The sequence below is a fragment of the Nocardia sp. NPDC056100 genome (genome assembly GCF_042266325.1).
Taxonomy (GTDB): domain Bacteria; phylum Actinomycetota; class Actinomycetes; order Mycobacteriales; family Mycobacteriaceae; genus Nocardia.
Map to the genome: position 1 here is coordinate 1,544,586 of NZ_JBHJVY010000001.1, position 14,852 is coordinate 1,559,437.

The 14,852-nt window shown below is 68.0% G+C and carries 13 protein-coding genes; 3 read left to right on the top strand and 10 right to left on the bottom strand.

Annotated features, from left to right (window positions below; genetic code table 11):
* The first annotated feature begins 109 nt into the window (after positions 1-109).
* Together ACFC0O_RS07135 and ACFC0O_RS07140 are read left to right on the top strand one after the other, a co-directional pair.
* The gene (locus ACFC0O_RS07135) at positions 110-1,243 is read left to right on the top strand and encodes a phosphotransferase family protein (protein ID WP_375954550.1); all 1,134 of its coding nucleotides are present in this window, start codon (positions 110-112) and stop codon (positions 1,241-1,243) included.
* Positions 1,244-1,257: 14 nt separating this feature from the next.
* Positions 1,258-2,358 (top strand): hypothetical protein, encoded by a 1,101-nt coding sequence (locus ACFC0O_RS07140; protein ID WP_375954552.1) that lies wholly within the window; start codon positions 1,258-1,260, stop codon positions 2,356-2,358.
* Between the two features lie 249 nt (positions 2,359-2,607).
* Here ACFC0O_RS07140 and ACFC0O_RS07145 read toward each other — a convergent pair whose 3' ends face one another.
* The 7 genes from ACFC0O_RS07145 to mqo form a co-directional block, all read right to left on the bottom strand.
* On the bottom strand, positions 2,608-2,949 hold the full coding sequence (locus tag ACFC0O_RS07145) for a cobalamin biosynthesis protein (RefSeq protein WP_375954554.1): 342 nt from the start codon (positions 2,947-2,949) through the stop codon (positions 2,608-2,610).
* A gap of 193 nt (positions 2,950-3,142) precedes the next feature.
* A complete protein-coding gene (locus ACFC0O_RS07150; RefSeq protein WP_375954556.1) occupies positions 3,143-4,678 on the bottom strand; it encodes a cobyrinate a,c-diamide synthase in 1,536 nt (511 codons plus the stop codon).
* Positions 4,675-4,815, bottom strand: a complete 141-nt coding sequence (locus ACFC0O_RS07155) for a hypothetical protein (RefSeq protein WP_375954557.1) — start codon at positions 4,813-4,815, stop codon at positions 4,675-4,677. Before ACFC0O_RS07155 ends, ACFC0O_RS07150 begins: the two co-directional genes overlap by 4 nt.
* Positions 4,812-5,432, bottom strand: a complete 621-nt coding sequence (gene cobO / locus ACFC0O_RS07160) for a cob(I)yrinic acid a,c-diamide adenosyltransferase (RefSeq protein ID WP_375954559.1) — start codon at positions 5,430-5,432, stop codon at positions 4,812-4,814. The genes ACFC0O_RS07155 and cobO overlap by 4 nt, the downstream gene beginning before the upstream one ends.
* A gap of 298 nt (positions 5,433-5,730) precedes the next feature.
* The gene (locus ACFC0O_RS07165) at positions 5,731-7,896 is read right to left on the bottom strand and encodes a VWA domain-containing protein (RefSeq protein ID WP_375954560.1); all 2,166 of its coding nucleotides are present in this window, start codon (positions 7,894-7,896) and stop codon (positions 5,731-5,733) included.
* Between the two features lie 180 nt (positions 7,897-8,076).
* Positions 8,077-8,529 carry a GNAT family N-acetyltransferase gene (locus ACFC0O_RS07170; RefSeq protein WP_364630803.1) on the bottom strand — a complete coding sequence of 151 codons (453 nt, stop codon included), beginning with the start codon at positions 8,527-8,529 and terminating at the stop codon, positions 8,077-8,079.
* A gap of 18 nt (positions 8,530-8,547) precedes the next feature.
* Positions 8,548-10,014 (bottom strand): malate dehydrogenase (quinone), encoded by a 1,467-nt coding sequence (mqo, locus tag ACFC0O_RS07175; RefSeq protein WP_375956021.1) that lies wholly within the window; start codon positions 10,012-10,014, stop codon positions 8,548-8,550.
* A gap of 233 nt (positions 10,015-10,247) precedes the next feature.
* On the opposite strand from mqo, the gene ACFC0O_RS07180 reads away from it, so the two are divergent.
* Positions 10,248-11,297: an alpha/beta hydrolase gene (locus ACFC0O_RS07180; protein ID WP_375954562.1), complete on the top strand. Its 1,050-nt coding sequence runs from the start codon at positions 10,248-10,250 to the stop codon at positions 11,295-11,297.
* 60 nt (positions 11,298-11,357) lie between these two features.
* On the opposite strand, the gene ACFC0O_RS07185 is transcribed toward ACFC0O_RS07180, so the two are convergent.
* From ACFC0O_RS07185 to map, 3 genes are all read right to left on the bottom strand, one after another.
* The gene (locus ACFC0O_RS07185; RefSeq protein ID WP_375954564.1) at positions 11,358-11,921 is read right to left on the bottom strand and encodes an alpha/beta hydrolase; all 564 of its coding nucleotides are present in this window, start codon (positions 11,919-11,921) and stop codon (positions 11,358-11,360) included.
* Positions 11,922-12,308: 387 nt separating this feature from the next.
* On the bottom strand, positions 12,309-13,889 hold the full coding sequence (locus ACFC0O_RS07190; RefSeq protein WP_375954566.1) for a cobyric acid synthase: 1,581 nt from the start codon (positions 13,887-13,889) through the stop codon (positions 12,309-12,311).
* Positions 13,890-13,926: 37 nt separating this feature from the next.
* Positions 13,927-14,790: a type I methionyl aminopeptidase gene (map, locus tag ACFC0O_RS07195; protein WP_375954568.1), complete on the bottom strand. Its 864-nt coding sequence runs from the start codon at positions 14,788-14,790 to the stop codon at positions 13,927-13,929.
* Positions 14,791-14,852: the final 62 nt, after the last annotated feature.

Here is a 14,852-nt window from a genome sequence, read left to right on the forward strand (position 1 = left end):
TTCAACTGCAACACGTTACATTTCTGCACATCGTGTGGAACGCGCCACACCCGGGCCCACCAGCCCGAACCGCGCGCACACGCCCGCCGCTTCACGCCAGGAGGAAAGAATGTCGGCCGACGACCCCAACCAGAGATGGGAACTCACCGTCTCCGACCGGGACGATGCACAACTCGCGGAGCAATTGGCCGCCTGGCTCGCCACCAAGGTCGATGCCGACGACGCCCCGCGCGTCACCTCGCTGACCAAGCCGCAGGCGGGCGGCATGTCCAGCACCACCCTGCTGTTCGACGCCGAATGGACCGAGAACGGTGCGCCCGCGGGCGGATCGTATGTGGCGCGGATGCCACCGGAGTCCAGCTCCTTCCCGGTCTTCGAGAAGTACGACCTGCAGGCCCAGTACGACATCATGGCCGCGGTCGCCGAGGCCACCGATATCCCGGTGCCGCCGCTGTGCTGGATGGAGAACGACGCCTCCGTCCTGGGCTCGCCGTTCCTGGTCATGAAGCGGGTGAGCGGCCGTGTGGCGGAGGACAATCCGCCGTACGTGTTCTTCGGCTGGGTGTTCGACGCGACGCCCGAGGAGCGGCTGGAGATCACCCGCAAGACCGTCGACGTCATCGCCCGGGTGCACAGCATCGACAAGCCCGAAGAGCGCTTCCCCATGCTGCACGGCGAGGGCTCGGCACTGCGCAGGCATTTCGACGCGCAAAAGCGCTGGTACGACTGGGCACTGGCCGCTGACGGATTCCGGATTCCGTTGCTGGAGCGCACCTTCGAATACCTGGAAGCCAACTGGCCGGACGATTCCGCGCCCGATGTGCTCAGCTGGGGTGACGCGCGCCCGGGCAACATCATGTTCTTCGAGGAGACCGGCGACACCTCCGCCGTGCTCGACTGGGAGATGGCCGCCATCGGACCGCGCGAACTGGATGTGGCCTGGCCCATCCTGATTCACCGGTTCTTCCAGGACATCGCGACCACGTTCGATCAGCCCGGACTGCCGGACTTCCTGCGCCGCAGCGATATCGAGAAGCTGTACGAGGAAGCCACCGGGCACGCCGTGCGCGATCTGGACTGGTACCTCACCTATGCCGCACTGCGGCACGGGATCGTCATGGCGCGCATCAAGCGCCGGATGATCCACTTCGGCGAGGACACCGACACCGCCGACCGCGACGACTACGTCATGCACCGAAAGCTGCTCGAGGCACTGCTCGACGGCACCTACGCCTGGGATTGAGAGATATGCGACCCATGATCGGTCCTCTGGACGAATACCCGATCCACCAGACGCCGCAGCCCATCGCACGGGTGGCCAGCAGCGATAAGAACTTCTACGACCGCAGCTACTACAACGCCATCGACACCGGCGGAGATCTGTTGCTGGTCACCGGATTCGGCGTGTACCCGAACCTCGGCGTGACCGACGCGTTCGCCACCGTGCGGCGCGGGGACATCCAGCATTCGGTGCGATTCTCCGACGCACTCGAGCAGCGCAGCCTGGACCTGGCGGTCGGCGGATACCGCATCGAGGTGATCGAGCCGCTGCAGAAGCTGCGGGTGATCTGCGAGCACGAGACGCTGTCCTTCGATATGACCTGGGAGGGTTCGTTCCCGGTCGTGCAGGAGGAGGCGCACACCATCATCACCGGCATGAACAAGGCCATGATCGAGGCCCAGCGCTTCGCTCAGGTCGGAAGCTGGTCCGGCACACTGAATGTCGACGGCACCGATTTCGCCGTCGATCCGGGCAGCTGGATGGGCACCCGGGACCGCTCCTGGGGTATCCGCCCGGTCGGTGAGTCCGATCCGGCCGGACGACTGGCTTCCGAACCGTCCGAAGGCTTCTGGTGGCTGTACGTGCCGCTACGCTTCGACGAGTTCTCCATCATCGTCATCGTGCAGGAGGAGCCCAACGGGTTCCGCACGCTCAACGATGCCACCCGCATCTGGAATGACGGCCGCATCGAGCAATTGGGCTGGCCGCGAGTGCATCTGACCTACAAGTCCGGCACCCGCATCCCCACCGCCCTGCGCCTGGAACTCACCACTCCCGACGGCAAACCGCTCGAGGTGGAGGTCGAGGCGGGCACGTTCATCGCGCTGCACGTCGGCGCGGGCTACGGCGGCGATCCGGACTGGCAGCACGGGCAATGGAAGGGCCGCAACTGGTCCGAGGCCAAACGCTACGACCTCACCGACCCGGCCAATGCGGGCCGCATCCCCTTCGGCGTCATCGACCACGTCGGCAAGGCCCGCTGCGGTGACGCCGAGGGCTGGGGCCTGTTCGAACACGGCACCCTGGGCCGCCACGACCCCACCGGCTTCGCCGACTGGGGTTCGGTAGCCCCCTGACCCACCACCCCACCAGCGGCGGATCACGCAGCCCCAACCCGTGATCCGCCCACCCGCCGCGCTCGCCGACTACCCAACCGGTCGGCGGGCGCGGCGGCGCCGTATCACCGCGCCACCGCATCGGTACCTATTCCCGGGCTGATCCGCTCGAGGCGCGGAGCGCAACCCAGCGCCGAATTACAGCTGCCGCCAAGACGATTTCGACCGCCTCATATGTATATCCGCGCACCCGACCGGTAGTGTGCGGTCTCAGCGTCGAATAACCGCTGCTGCCAAGGCGATTCCCCTATTTATGCGCTTGGGAACAGCCAGCTCTCCGCCGCCGGCGGCCAGCATCGCGGCGGCCTCCGCCACGCTCGGGGTTCCGAGCGCCTGGGCGGTGACCGCGGACGGGTTGGGCACTTCGACCCGCGCCAGTTCGCCCGGCGCGAAGGACATCACCGGCACCCCGAGCTCTCGTGCCGCGGCCACCAGGCCCAACTCCCCCGCGCGCCTGTCCACGGTCGCGAGGCAGCCGATCACGCTGTCCCCCAAGACTTCCCGTATCGCCGCGACGATGACGGCGGCCTCCACGCCGGTTCGGGTACCCACGCCAACCGCGAGTACCGGTCGCGCGCCTTCGGTTTGCGCGGGTCCGCTCATCGGCGGCCTCGACGCGCGCGGGACCTCCGTGACCGGCGGTCGTGCGCGGATTCGAGCGGGTGGTTCCCGGTGGTGCGGACCGCCGATCTCGGTAATCGACTCGGTGCCGACCTGTCCGGGCCGGGTCGGAGGCGGCGGCGTCTCATACGAGCGCTTCGTCGTCGGCGAAAGCGCGGGCGGTGGCGACGAATCGCGCTATCGCGCTCGGGTTTCCGGCGGGGTGGGTGTGCAGGTAGGAGGCGTGGACATGGTGGGTTGTCGCGCCTTCGCGGACTGTTTCGCCGGAGGGCGCGCGCCAGGCCCAGGCGGCGGGGTTCGCGGCGGGTGCAGTGAGGCGGGTGCGGTGGAATTCGTGGCCGCGCACGCGTTCACCCGCGCGCCACAGCGGTGAATCGGTGAGGGCCACGGCGTCTCGGTAGCCGAGGGTGAGGCGGGGGCCGAATTCGGCTGTGGCGTCGATGACTCCGGCCATGCGGTGACCGTCCAGGGAGCGGGTGAGGTAGAGCAGGCCCGCGCATTCGGCGTGGATGGGGAGGCCGCGCTCGGCCCGGGCGGCGATCTGTTCGAGCAGGGGCACGTTGGCGGCGAGGGCGGCGGCGTGCTCCTCCGGGAAGCCGCCGGGAATCACCAGACCCGCTGTACCGGAAGGAAGTTCGTCGCGCATCGGGTCGAACACTACAACCCGCGCGCCCGCCGCCTCCAGAAGTTCGCGATGCTCGGCGTAACCGAAGGTGAAGGCAGCCCCGCCCGCCACGGCAACAATCGGTCCGCCGGTGACGAACGCCTGATCGGTGCCGCGATCCCACCCGGCCCCGGCGGCGGCCCGCTCCGAATCCCCAGCCACCCGCGCGACAGTCGGCACGACGCGCGCAGCGGGTCCATGCTCCAGCTGCGCGATGAGAGCGCCTGCGCCGGAACCCGATTCGGCGGCGAGGTGCAGTTCCTCGGCGGGATTCCAGCTCGGGCCGGAGGTCTGCGAGCTCGCCAGTGCCACTACCGCAGCCAGATCTATGTGTGCGGCAACGAGATCGGTCATAGCGTCCACGGCTGCCTGGGCGGCGGAGCCATGCTCCACCGCCGGGATCAGGCCGAGATGTCTGGAGGGGACTTCCAATTCGGCCAGGCGCGGGAGTGCGCCGAGCACGGGGAGGCCGACTCGGGTGCAGGCGGCGCGCAGCACCTGTTCGTGGCGTTCGCTGCCGACACGGTTGAGAATCACTCCGCCCAAACGGATTCCGCTGTCATAGGTGGCGAAACCGTGCAGCAGGGCGGCCAGGCTCTGGCTGTGGCCGCGGGCGTCGACCACCAGGATGACCGGTGCGCCGAGCATGGCGGCGATCTGGGCGGTGGAGCCCTCGGCGATGGGGTCGGAGTTGTTCTCGTCGATACGGCCGTCGAACAGGCCCATGACGCCCTCGACCACCGCGATATCGCAGTCGGCGCTGCCGTGCAGGTAGAGCGGCGCGATGCGTTCGGTGCCGCACAGCACCGGATCCAGGTTGCGGCCGGGACGTCCGGCGGCGAGGCCGTGGTAGCCCGGGTCGATGTAGTCGGGGCCGACCTTGAAAGGGGCCACCCGGTGCCCGGCACGGCGCAGCGCACCGATCAAACCGGTTGCGAGCGTGGTCTTTCCGCTGCCCGATGCGGGTGCGGCGATAACGACGGCGGGCACGCTCACCACGCGCCCCCGACAGCGACGCGCGGCGCGGCGCGGCCGATGCCTGCTCCGGCCGCACCGCTCGCCAGGCGCACCATGGCACCGCCGATGCCGGTTCCGGCGGAATCGACAGCGCGCTCGGCAGGGGCGACGCTCACCATTCGATACCGCGCTGGCCCTTACGGCCCGCGTCCATGGGGTGCTTGACCTTGGTCATCTCGGTGACGAGGTCGGCTACGTCGAGTAGCGCCTGCGGGGCGTCGCGGCCGGTGATGACCACGTGCTGGTTGCCGGGGCGGTTGCGCAGGGTTTCGACCACCTCGTCGACGTCGACCCAGCCCCATTTGAGGGGGTAGGTGAATTCGTCGAGGACGTAGAAGCGGTGTTGTTCGGCGGCGATGCGACGGGCGATCTCCTGCCAGCCCGCGAGCGCGGCGGCGGCGTGGTCCTCATCGGAGCCCTGTTTGCGGGACCAGGACCAGCCCTCGCCCATTTTGTGCCATTCCACCGCGCCGCCCGCGCCGGTCTCCTCGTGCAGCGTGCCGAGGGTGCGGAAGGCGGCTTCCTCGCCGACCTTCCATTTGGCGCTCTTCACGAACTGGAACACCGCTACATCGAAGCCCTGATTCCACGCCCGCAACGCCATCCCGAAGGCCGCGGTCGACTTACCCTTGCCCGGCCCGGTATGCACGGCCAGCACCGGCAGATTCCGGCGCTGCCGCGTGGTCAGCCCGTCGTCCGGAATGCTCTCGGCCAGCGGAACACCCTGAGGCATGGAATCGAACTCCTCTCACCGCGCGGCGTGCGCCGAACGCTCATCCCACCGTGCCACATGCCCGGTGCGAGTCCGCCGCCGGGCGCGCGATCAGCTCAGCGCGTGCGCGATCGCCACCGCGATCCGCCGGAGAGCAGATAAACCACGCATATCGGTACGACGAACAATGCCCGCGGGAGGTTCCCGCACACGTTCACGACTCAACGAGCTATGGGCGTGCGTCCGGTGCGATCCGGGCCGCACGATCACCGGGCAGGCCGCGAGCCCGCTTGTCGGGCGACACCGGTGATCGCATGGTTCAGGCGGCGCGGGTGGCCCGGACCGCGCCCGCCACCGAGTCACCGGTGAGTTCGGACAGCTGGAGGTAGCCCGCGCGGAGATCGCGGGCGAGGTCGCGGGCCAGGCCGAGGCGGATCATGCCGCGTTCGCAGTCGATGACCATGGCGGTGACCGATTCGTTGGCCAGCAGGCGGGCGGCGGTGCGGGCGCGCGGGACCGGGGTCGGGCCGCCGGTGGCGCGGCCGTCGGTGAGCATCACGAGCATGGGACGGCGGTGCGGGTCGCGGACGTGTTCGCGGTGAATGACCTCGCGGGCCTTCAGGAGACCCTGGGCGAGTGGGGTTTTGCCGCCGGTGCGCATATCGGCCAGGCGGCGCACGGCGATATCGACCGAGGAGGTCGGCGGGAGCACGAGTTCGGCGTCCGCGCCCCGGACGGTGATCACGGCGACCTTGTCGCGGCGCTGGTAGGCGTCGCGAAGCAGGGCCACCACAGCGCCGGTGACGGCGGCCAGACGGTCGCGGGAGGCCATGGAGCCGGAGGCGTCGACGACGAAGACGACCAGATTGCCTTCGCGGCCTTCGCGATACGCGCCGCGCAGATCGCCGGGGGCGAATTCGATCGGGCCGGAAATACGGCCGCGGGCACGCTGATGCGGGGCGGCGGCGAAAATGGTGCCGAGCAGGTGCAGGCCGGTACCGGTTTCGGGGGTGGCGCGCACGACCCGGCCCTGGCGGGTGCGGGCGCGGGAACGGCGGCCGGGCGCGCCCTCGCCTACACCGGGGACCTCCCAGCGCGGGGGTTTGGCGATCGAACCGGCCGGGGTGGCGGAGCGGCCCTCGCGGGCGGATGCCTTGCCGCCGTTCGGGTTCCGGTTGTCCTCGGTGGCATCGGCGTCGCGTCCGGTGGGATCGTCGAGCGGCCCATCCGGAAGCGTGTCGTCCGATCCGTCCGGCAGCATCCCGTCCTGCGATGCGTCGAGCGAATCCTGTTGCGCGCCATCGGGTGCCGGTCGCGCCGGATCCGAATTCGCGTCAGGCCCGGTGTTCGCGTCCTGCGCCGAATCCGCTTCACTCGAGGGCGAATTCGGGTCCTCCACGCCACCGTCGGGATCGTCATCCGGGTCGAGGTCCTGCGGCTCCGCATCCTGCGAAGCCGCTTCACCTTTTCCCAGGTCGTCACCGGCGCGAGCCGCTTCCTCCGCCGCCTTTTGCATGGCGTCGTCGAGCTGTTCCTCGCTGATGCCGGGTTCGTCGAATGGATCGCGCCGACGGCGATGCGGCAGTGCGAGTTCGGCGGCGATGCGCACATCGGCCTCGGTGACCGCGTCACCGCCGCGCCAGGCGGCGTGCGCGGTGGCGGTGCGGGCGACGACCAGGTCCGCGCGCATACCGTCCACATCGAAGGTGGCGCAGAGCGCGGCGATTCGGCGCAGTTCCACATTGTCGAGCGCGATGGCGGGGAGTCGATCGCGCGCGGTCAGAATGCGTTCGGCCACTTCACGATCGGCGGGCGCGTAGTCCGCGGCGAATGCGGCCGGATCGGCCTCGTAGTCGAGGCGGCGGCGCACCACCGCCATGCGGGTGTCCACATCGCGCGAGGCGACGACGTCCACGGTGAGGCCGAAGCGGTCCAGCAGCTGCGGCCGGAGTTCGCCCTCCTCGGGATTCATGGTGCCGACGAGTACGAATCGCGCCGGATGCGAATGCGATACGCCGTCGCGTTCGATGTGCACGCGGCCCATGGCGGCGGCGTCGAGCAGTACATCGACCAGATGGTCGTGCAGCAGGTTCACCTCGTCGACGTACAGCACGCCGTGATGCGCCGCGGCCAGCAGGCCGGGCTTGAACGCCTGTTCGCCATCGCGCAGCACCCGCTCCAGGTCCAGCGAGCCGACCACGCGGTCCTCGGTGGCCCCCACGGGCAACTCCACCAGCCGAGCCGGGCGCGCCCCACTCTCATCCACCACGGGCGGCAGCAATTGCGCCAGCGCGCGCACCACGGTCGATTTCGCGGTCCCCTTCTCGCCGCGCACCAGCACACCGCCGATACCGGGGTGCACCGCGCAGAGAATCAATCCCAGCTGCAGCCGTTCCTGCCCGACGACCGCCGAGAACGGAAAGCCTGCCTCGACATCGGAGGCCGCACGCTTGGATTCGGTATACACCGCAGAGGAAACCGCCACACCCCAACTCTATGCGCGCGCCACATCGAACCGGCTATGACCCCGCACTCACCCGCGGTCCCGCCCGGTCACACCCCCGGTCGCCAGGCCGGATTGCCGTGCCGCCGCCGATCACCGGACCCCGGGCAGGCAGATAGAAAAACAGCCCCGCAACCGAATTCGGTTGCGGGGCTTGCAGTCTCAGCCTCGGCGCATCGGGATGTGCGGGATGCCGTCTTCGATGTACTCTTCGCCGTCGATCTTGAAACCGTGCTTGGTGTACATATCGACCAGGTAGGTCTGGGCGTTCAGGCGAACCGTCGCGCCCGATCCCGCTTCGGCGAGGGCCGCCTGCAGTACGCGGGTGGTGTAGCCGTGCCCGCGGGCCGCCGGGGTGGTGCACAGGCGGCCGATGCGGAAGGACTTCACGCCGTCGTCATGCTCTTCGAGCAGTCGGAGGGTGCAGATGACATCACCCTCGTCGTCGAGCCAGAAGTGCCGGGTTTCCGGACCGAGGTCGAGACCGTCGAGTTCGGGATAGGCGCACTTCTGCTCGACGACGAAAACCTCCACGCGAAGTTTCAACAGCTTGTACAGAGTCGAGGTGTCCAGATCCTGGGCCCACGACCTTTTGAGAGCAACCGTTGACATCATCGATTGTTGCTATCACACCTAGGCGTGAGAAGCGACCCCGGAATGGTTCGGCGTGTTCGCGTCGGCCAGGTGCAGGGCCTTCTGCGACCAATCCCAGACCTCGGAGAACAGCGCCTGATTCTCGGACAGCTTGACCCCGAGCGAGGGCACCATTTCCTTGAGTTTCGGCTCCCACGAACCGAATTCACGCGGGAAGCAGCGCTTCATCACATCGAGCATGGCGCTCACACAGGTCGACGCGCCCGGCGAGGCGCCGAGCAGACCGGCGATGGTGCCGTCCTCGGCCGCGACGACCGCGGTGCCGAGCTCGAGCACACCGCCCGCGCCCTTGCGGCGAATCACCTGTACGCGCTGACCGGCGATGATCAGATCCCAGTCGTGGCCGTCGGCGCGCGGCAGGAACTCCGCCATCGCGTCCACGCGACCGGCCTGGGACTTGAGCAGTTCGCCCACCAGGTAGTTGACCAGGCTCAGTTCGGTGACACCGACGCCGAGCATGGAGAACAGGTTGTTCGGCTTCACCGACTTGAACAGGTCGGTGTTCTTGCCGTCCTTGAGGAACTTGGGCGTCCAGCCCGCGTACGGGCCGAACAGCAGCCCGCGCTCACCGTTGATGACGCGAGTGTCCAAGTGCGGCACCGACATCGGCGGCGCGCCGACCGAAGCCTGGCCGTACACCTTGGCCTCGTGCTGGGCGATCAGGGCCGGGTTCTTGCAGCGCAGGAACAGACCCGACACCGGGAAGCCGCCGAAACCGGAGATCTCCTTGATGCCCGACTTCTGCAGCAGCGGCAGTGCGCCGCCGCCCGCGCCGACGAAGACGAACTTGGCGTGGATGACGCGGGTCTTGCCGGTGCGCAGGTTGCGGACCTTGACCAGCCAGGAGCCGTCCGACTGCTTGGTGAGGTTCTTCACCTCGTGCCCGAAGGCGATATCCGCACCGGACTTGCCCAGGTACGCCAGCAGCTCCTTGGTGAGCTCACCGAAATCGATATCGGTGCCGTAGTCGGTCCAGTTCAGCGCGACCGGATCGGAGAAATCGCGACCCTTGGACATCAGCGGTAGTCGCCGCGCGAACTCGTCCTTGTTGTTGATGTACTCCATGCCTTCGAACAGCGGATGCCGCGACAGCGCCTCCTGGCGCTTACGCAGGTATTCCACGCCGTCCGCGCCGTGCGTGAAGCTCACGTGCGGGATGGGGTTGATGAAGTTCGAGGGATTGGCCAGGATGCCGTTCTCGACCGCATGCGACCAGAACTGGCGCGACACCTGGAAGCGCTCGTTGATATCGATGGCCTTGGCGATCTCCACCGAGCCGTCGGCGTTCTGCGGCGTGTAGTTCAGCTCGCAGAGGGCGGAGTGACCGGTGCCCGCGTTGTTCCACGGATCGCTGGACTCCGCGGCGGCGGCATCGAGACGCTCGAAGAGCGAGATCGACCAGTCCGGCTGCACCTGTCGAAGCAGTGCGCCGAGGGTGGCACTCATGATGCCTGCGCCGATGAGGACTACATCGGTCTTTTCAATCGTGGCAGCATTGTTCGACACGGCGTTGATCGACTTCCTTGTCTGTGTAGGGCAACCCAGCGGCAGTTAGGTTACCCGTCGTTCACCTAACTTCGATTGTGCCCCTGGACACGCCGAAATCAGGCAGCGAAAAGGCCGAATGTGAGAGATACCTCCACGCTCATTTTTCACCTTCGCCGTTTACATTGGGCCATGTGACCTCTGATACGTCATCAACCGCAACCACGTCCGCATCGACCGGCGCGGCGGGCGTTTGGCAGCCCGACGTGCTCGGATCCGATTATCAGCAGCTGACTCTGGCGCTCGGGCCGGACCCGGACGGGCAGGGCGACGCCTTCGCCACGCTGATCCGCTACACGCCCGCGTCCGCGCCGACCGCCGGCAGCGCCGTGCTGTACGTGCACGGGTTCACCGACTACTTCTTCCAGGAGCACCTCGCCGAGCACATGGCGGCGCAGGGCATCGCCTTCTACGCGCTGGATCTGCGCAAGTGCGGGCGCTCCACCCGGGACGGGCAGACGCCGCACTATGTGACCGATCTCGCGCTGTACGACGTGGAGCTGAACCGGTCCCTGAAGATCATTCGCGAGGAGACCGGGCTGCCGGTGCTCGTGATGGGGCATTCGACCGGCGGACTGGTCACCTCGCTGTGGCTGAACCGGCTCAACGCGGCGGGCGGGTCTCGCGCACAGGGGATTTCGGGGCTGGTGCTGAACAGCCCGTGGTTCGATCTGCAGGGGCCGTCGTACTACCGCAGCCCGCTGAGCAATGCGGTGCTGCAGGGGGTCGGGCGGTTGAGCGCGCTGACCGCGCTGCCGCTGGGCAAGGCGACCACCTACGGAGACAGCCTGCACAACACCGTATCCGGCGAATGGGATTACAACCTGGACTGGAAGCCGTTGAGCGGCTTCGCCGTTCACGCGGGCTGGCTGCGGGCGATCCGGCGCGGGCACGCCCGGGTGCATCGTGGGCTCGATATCGGGGTGCCCGCACTGGTGCTGCGCTCCAAGATGACCAAGTTCATGGCCAAGTACGGTCCGGCCGCCGATGTCTCGGACGTGGTGCTGGATGTGAAGCAGATTCAGCGCTGGGCGGGTTGCCTGGGCGATCGCACCAATATCGTGCCGATCGAAGGCGCACGTCACGACGTGTTCCTGTCCTCGGAACAGCCGCGCACCCAGGCGTTCGCGGAGTTGGATTCGTGGCTGACGTGGCTGGCGGAGTCGCCGCAGGCGAAGGCGTAAGACCCGGAAAAGCCGCTGACCGCGCATCGGATTCGAGGCGCGGTCAGTGAGCGGGGTGGGTCACCAGAAGCTGGTGCGCAGGACTATCTCGGTGGCGAGTTCGTGGCCCGCTTCGGTGGCGACGTCGGTGACATCGACCGGGACGAGGCGGAATTCGCCGTAGACGTAGCGGCCGGAGGCTTCGGCGGCCGCGCGAGGCAGGCGTTTGGTGGCCAGCAGAGTGGTGGGGATTTCCACCGGGGGGCAGGTGGCGTCCGCGATGGCGCCGTCCGCGCCGGGAGCGGCCGGGTGGCCGCTGCCCGCGGCGATGAGGCTCATGAAGCGGCCGAAGCCGCGCGCGGCCAGCTGCCAGGCCAGATCCGCGCCGGTGCCCGCACCGACCAGGTTCGCCCAGGGCACCTTCAGTTCGTCGAGGATGCCGAAGACCGCCGCGTTATCGAGCCCGTCCGCGGGTTCGATAACGATCGTGCGCAGGTCCGAGGTCTGCAATCGTGCACAGACCTGGTCATATACATCGGCCGGATCGCCCGCATCGGGAAGTAGGAGCACGTGGTGGCGGGATTCGGAGCCTCCGACCCGCACGGCCCATACGCGGTCACCGACCGTGATCCGCCGAGATTCCATATCGAGTCACGCTACACGGCGCGCAAACGCCCCGAACGCGTGTCGCCCGGATTGCTGTGATCGCCGTCACCGCGACCTCGGCGGATCCGCGCCGAATCCCCGAAAACCGGCCCTCCCAAGTGGCACAGACCACTGATTCGCCTGTCGGCCAACCCTTCCCACGTGTCGGCCGCCACCCGAACCCCGGCCGAAAGTCACATGTGCCGTGCGACACCGACCCCACCCCAGGGAAGGCCGGGACCACCACCGAGGGACTCGCGCCGCGCGAAAACTCAGACGGCCTCCGGGTCGAGAGTCCTCCGCACGCGGCCGATCACACCGGCTCCCGTGCGGGGATCGAGGATTCGCACGTGGTGCGCACCGGCCGACCGCACGAGTCGGGGATATTCAGCGGCTGACCGCGAGGGTTGGGAGGTTCGGGGGTGCGCCGGTGTCGATGAGGCGCTCGAGGGCGGAGAGGTCGAGGTACTTCTCCATGAGGTCGGCGAGCAGGTCGAGCTGGGTGGCTCGGACCTCGGCGACCGAGACATTGTCGGCGACAATGAAATCTGCGGTGGAGTGGGACGCCACGTCACGGAGGAAGGCGCGGCGGAATTCGTCGGATTCGAGTGCACCGTGCAGGTGGGTGCCCCAGATCGCGCCGCGCACACTGCCTTCGGGGACACCGTCGAGGTGCAGCCACGGCCGGTCGCCGTTGTGCCGAACGCGGCCGTGGTGAATCTCGTAGCCGTGCACCGGAATTCCTGGGCCTTCCGCCGCGGGCCGGTGGTCATGCGTGTCGGTGTTCGTGCCGCTGCCCGCAATCGAGTACTCGGGGGCGTGACCCACGCTGCGGCGCAACACCTTCGGATCGGCGAACTCGATTTCGAGATCGAGGAGGCCGAGGCCCTCGACGGTGCCCGCCGCGGATTCGACTCGGTCGTCGATGGTGCGGGCGAGCATTTGGTAGCCGCCGCAGATGCCGAGGATGGGGCCGCCGCGGGCGGCGCGTTCCTCGAGGGTGGCGGCTATTCCGGTGCGGCGCAACCATTCCAGGTCGCCGACGGTGGATTTACTGCCGGGCAGGACCACCAGATCGGCTCCGGCGAGGCGGGACGGGTCGGTGACCCAGCGGACGGAGACGCCCGGTTCGCAGGCGAGGGCTTCCACGTCGGTGGAGTTGGAGATGCGGGGCAGGCGGATGGCGGCGACGGTGAGCCAGTCCCTGCCCAGTGGGGGCTGGGAGCGGCCTACAGGGGCGTCTGCGATGGTGCCTAGAGAGTCCTCGGCATCGATCCAGAGGTCTTCTGCGAAGGGGATGACGCCGAGGGTGGGGCGGCCGGTCAGCTCGGTGAGCTGATCCAGGCCGGGACGGAGCAGGTCGACGTCGCCGCGGAATTTATTGATGATGTAGCCCGAGATGAGTTGCTGGTCTTCGGGTTCCAGGATGGCGACGGTGCCGAAGAGATGGGCGAGCACGCCGCCGCGATCGATATCGCCGACCAGCAGGACCGGGAGGTCGGCGGCTCGGGCCAGGCCTATGTTCGCGAGATCGGTTGCGCGCAGGTTGATTTCGGCGGGTGAGCCCGCACCCTCGCAGATGACAACGTCGAATTCGGCGCGCAGGGAAGCCAATTCCTCGGCGACGATGGCGCGCAATTCGGTGCGATGCCGGAAGTAGTCCTTCGCACCCACGGTGTCGATTGCCTTGCCGCGCACCACGAGTTGTGAGCGTCGGTCACTGCCGGGCTTGAGCAGTACCGGATTGAAGCGCACGCTCGGTTCCAGCCCGCAGGCGCGCGCCTGCAATGCCTGGGCGCGCCCGATCTCCCCGCCGTCCAGGGTGACGACGGAGTTGTTCGACATGTTCTGCGCCTTGAACGGCGCGACCCGCACCCCGCGCCGGGCCAGCATGCGGCAGAGCCCGGCCACGACAACGCTTTTCCCGGCGTCGGAGGTGGTGCCCGCGATGAGCAGTGCGCCTTTCACGCGCGCTGCCCGATCACGAGCCCGGCGGCGGCCGAACTCACGGCAGGGTGAGGATTTCAGCGCCGTTCTCGTTGACGACCAGGGTGTGCTCGAACTGGGCCGTCCATTTGCGGTCCTTGGTGACCACGGTCCAGCCGTCCGGCCAGATCTCGTAGTCGATGCCGCCGAGGTTGATCATGGGCTCGATGGTGAAGGTCATGCCGGTTTCGATTTCGGATTCGACGGCGGGCTGGTCGTAATGCAGGATCACCAGGCCGCTGTGGAAGGTGGGGCCGACGCCGTGGCCGGTGAAGTCCCGCACCACGCCGTAGTCGAAGCGGTTGGCGTAGGACTCGATGACGCGGCCGATGACATTGAGCGCCCGGCCCGGCTTGACGGCCTTGATGGCGCGCAGCGTGGCCTCTTCGGTGCGCTCGACGAGCAGCCGCACCTCTTCGTCGACATCGCCCGCGAGGTAGGTCTTGTTGGTGTCGCCGTGTACGCCGCCGATGAACGCGGTGACGTCGATATTGACGATGTCACCGTCCTCGATGACGGTGGAGTCCGGAATGCCGTGGCAGATGACCTCATTGAGCGAGGTGCAGCAGGACTTGGGGAAGCCCTTGTAGCCCAGCGTCGACGGGTAGGCGCCATTGTCGATCAGGTATTCGTGCACGATGCGGTCGAGCTCATCGGTGGTGACGCCGGGGGCGACCGCCTTGCCCGCCTCTTCCAGGGCCTGTGCGGCGAGCTTGCTCGCGATGCGCATGGCCTCGATGGTTTCGGGCGTCTGCACCCAGGGCTCGTTGCCCTCCTTGGCCGTCTTCTTCCAGACGTACTCGGGCCGCTCGATGGACTTGGGCACCTCACGAATGGGCGATTGGGTGCCGGGAACGAGGGGTTGGCGGGTGCGCACTGACATGAGAACAAGACTATCCGGCCGATGCGGGCGACTCTCCCCGAGCTGCGCGGAATGTTTCCGGA

Coding starts and splice junctions, on each gene's coding strand:
- ACFC0O_RS07135 (WP_375954550.1), top strand. CDS start 110: ATGTCGGCCGACGACCCCAACCAGAGATGGGAACTCACCGTCTCCGAC.
- ACFC0O_RS07140 (WP_375954552.1), top strand. CDS start 1,258: ATGATCGGTCCTCTGGACGAATACCCGATCCACCAGACGCCGCAGCCC.
- cobO (WP_375954559.1), bottom strand. CDS start 5,432: ATGCCTCAGGGTGTTCCGCTGGCCGAGAGCATTCCGGACGACGGGCTG.
- ACFC0O_RS07170 (WP_364630803.1), bottom strand. CDS start 8,529: ATGATGTCAACGGTTGCTCTCAAAAGGTCGTGGGCCCAGGATCTGGAC.
- mqo (WP_375956021.1), bottom strand. CDS start 10,014: ATGAGTGCCACCCTCGGCGCACTGCTTCGACAGGTGCAGCCGGACTGG.
- ACFC0O_RS07185 (WP_375954564.1), bottom strand. CDS start 11,921: ATGGAATCTCGGCGGATCACGGTCGGTGACCGCGTATGGGCCGTGCGG.
- map (WP_375954568.1), bottom strand. CDS start 14,790: ATGTCAGTGCGCACCCGCCAACCCCTCGTTCCCGGCACCCAATCGCCC.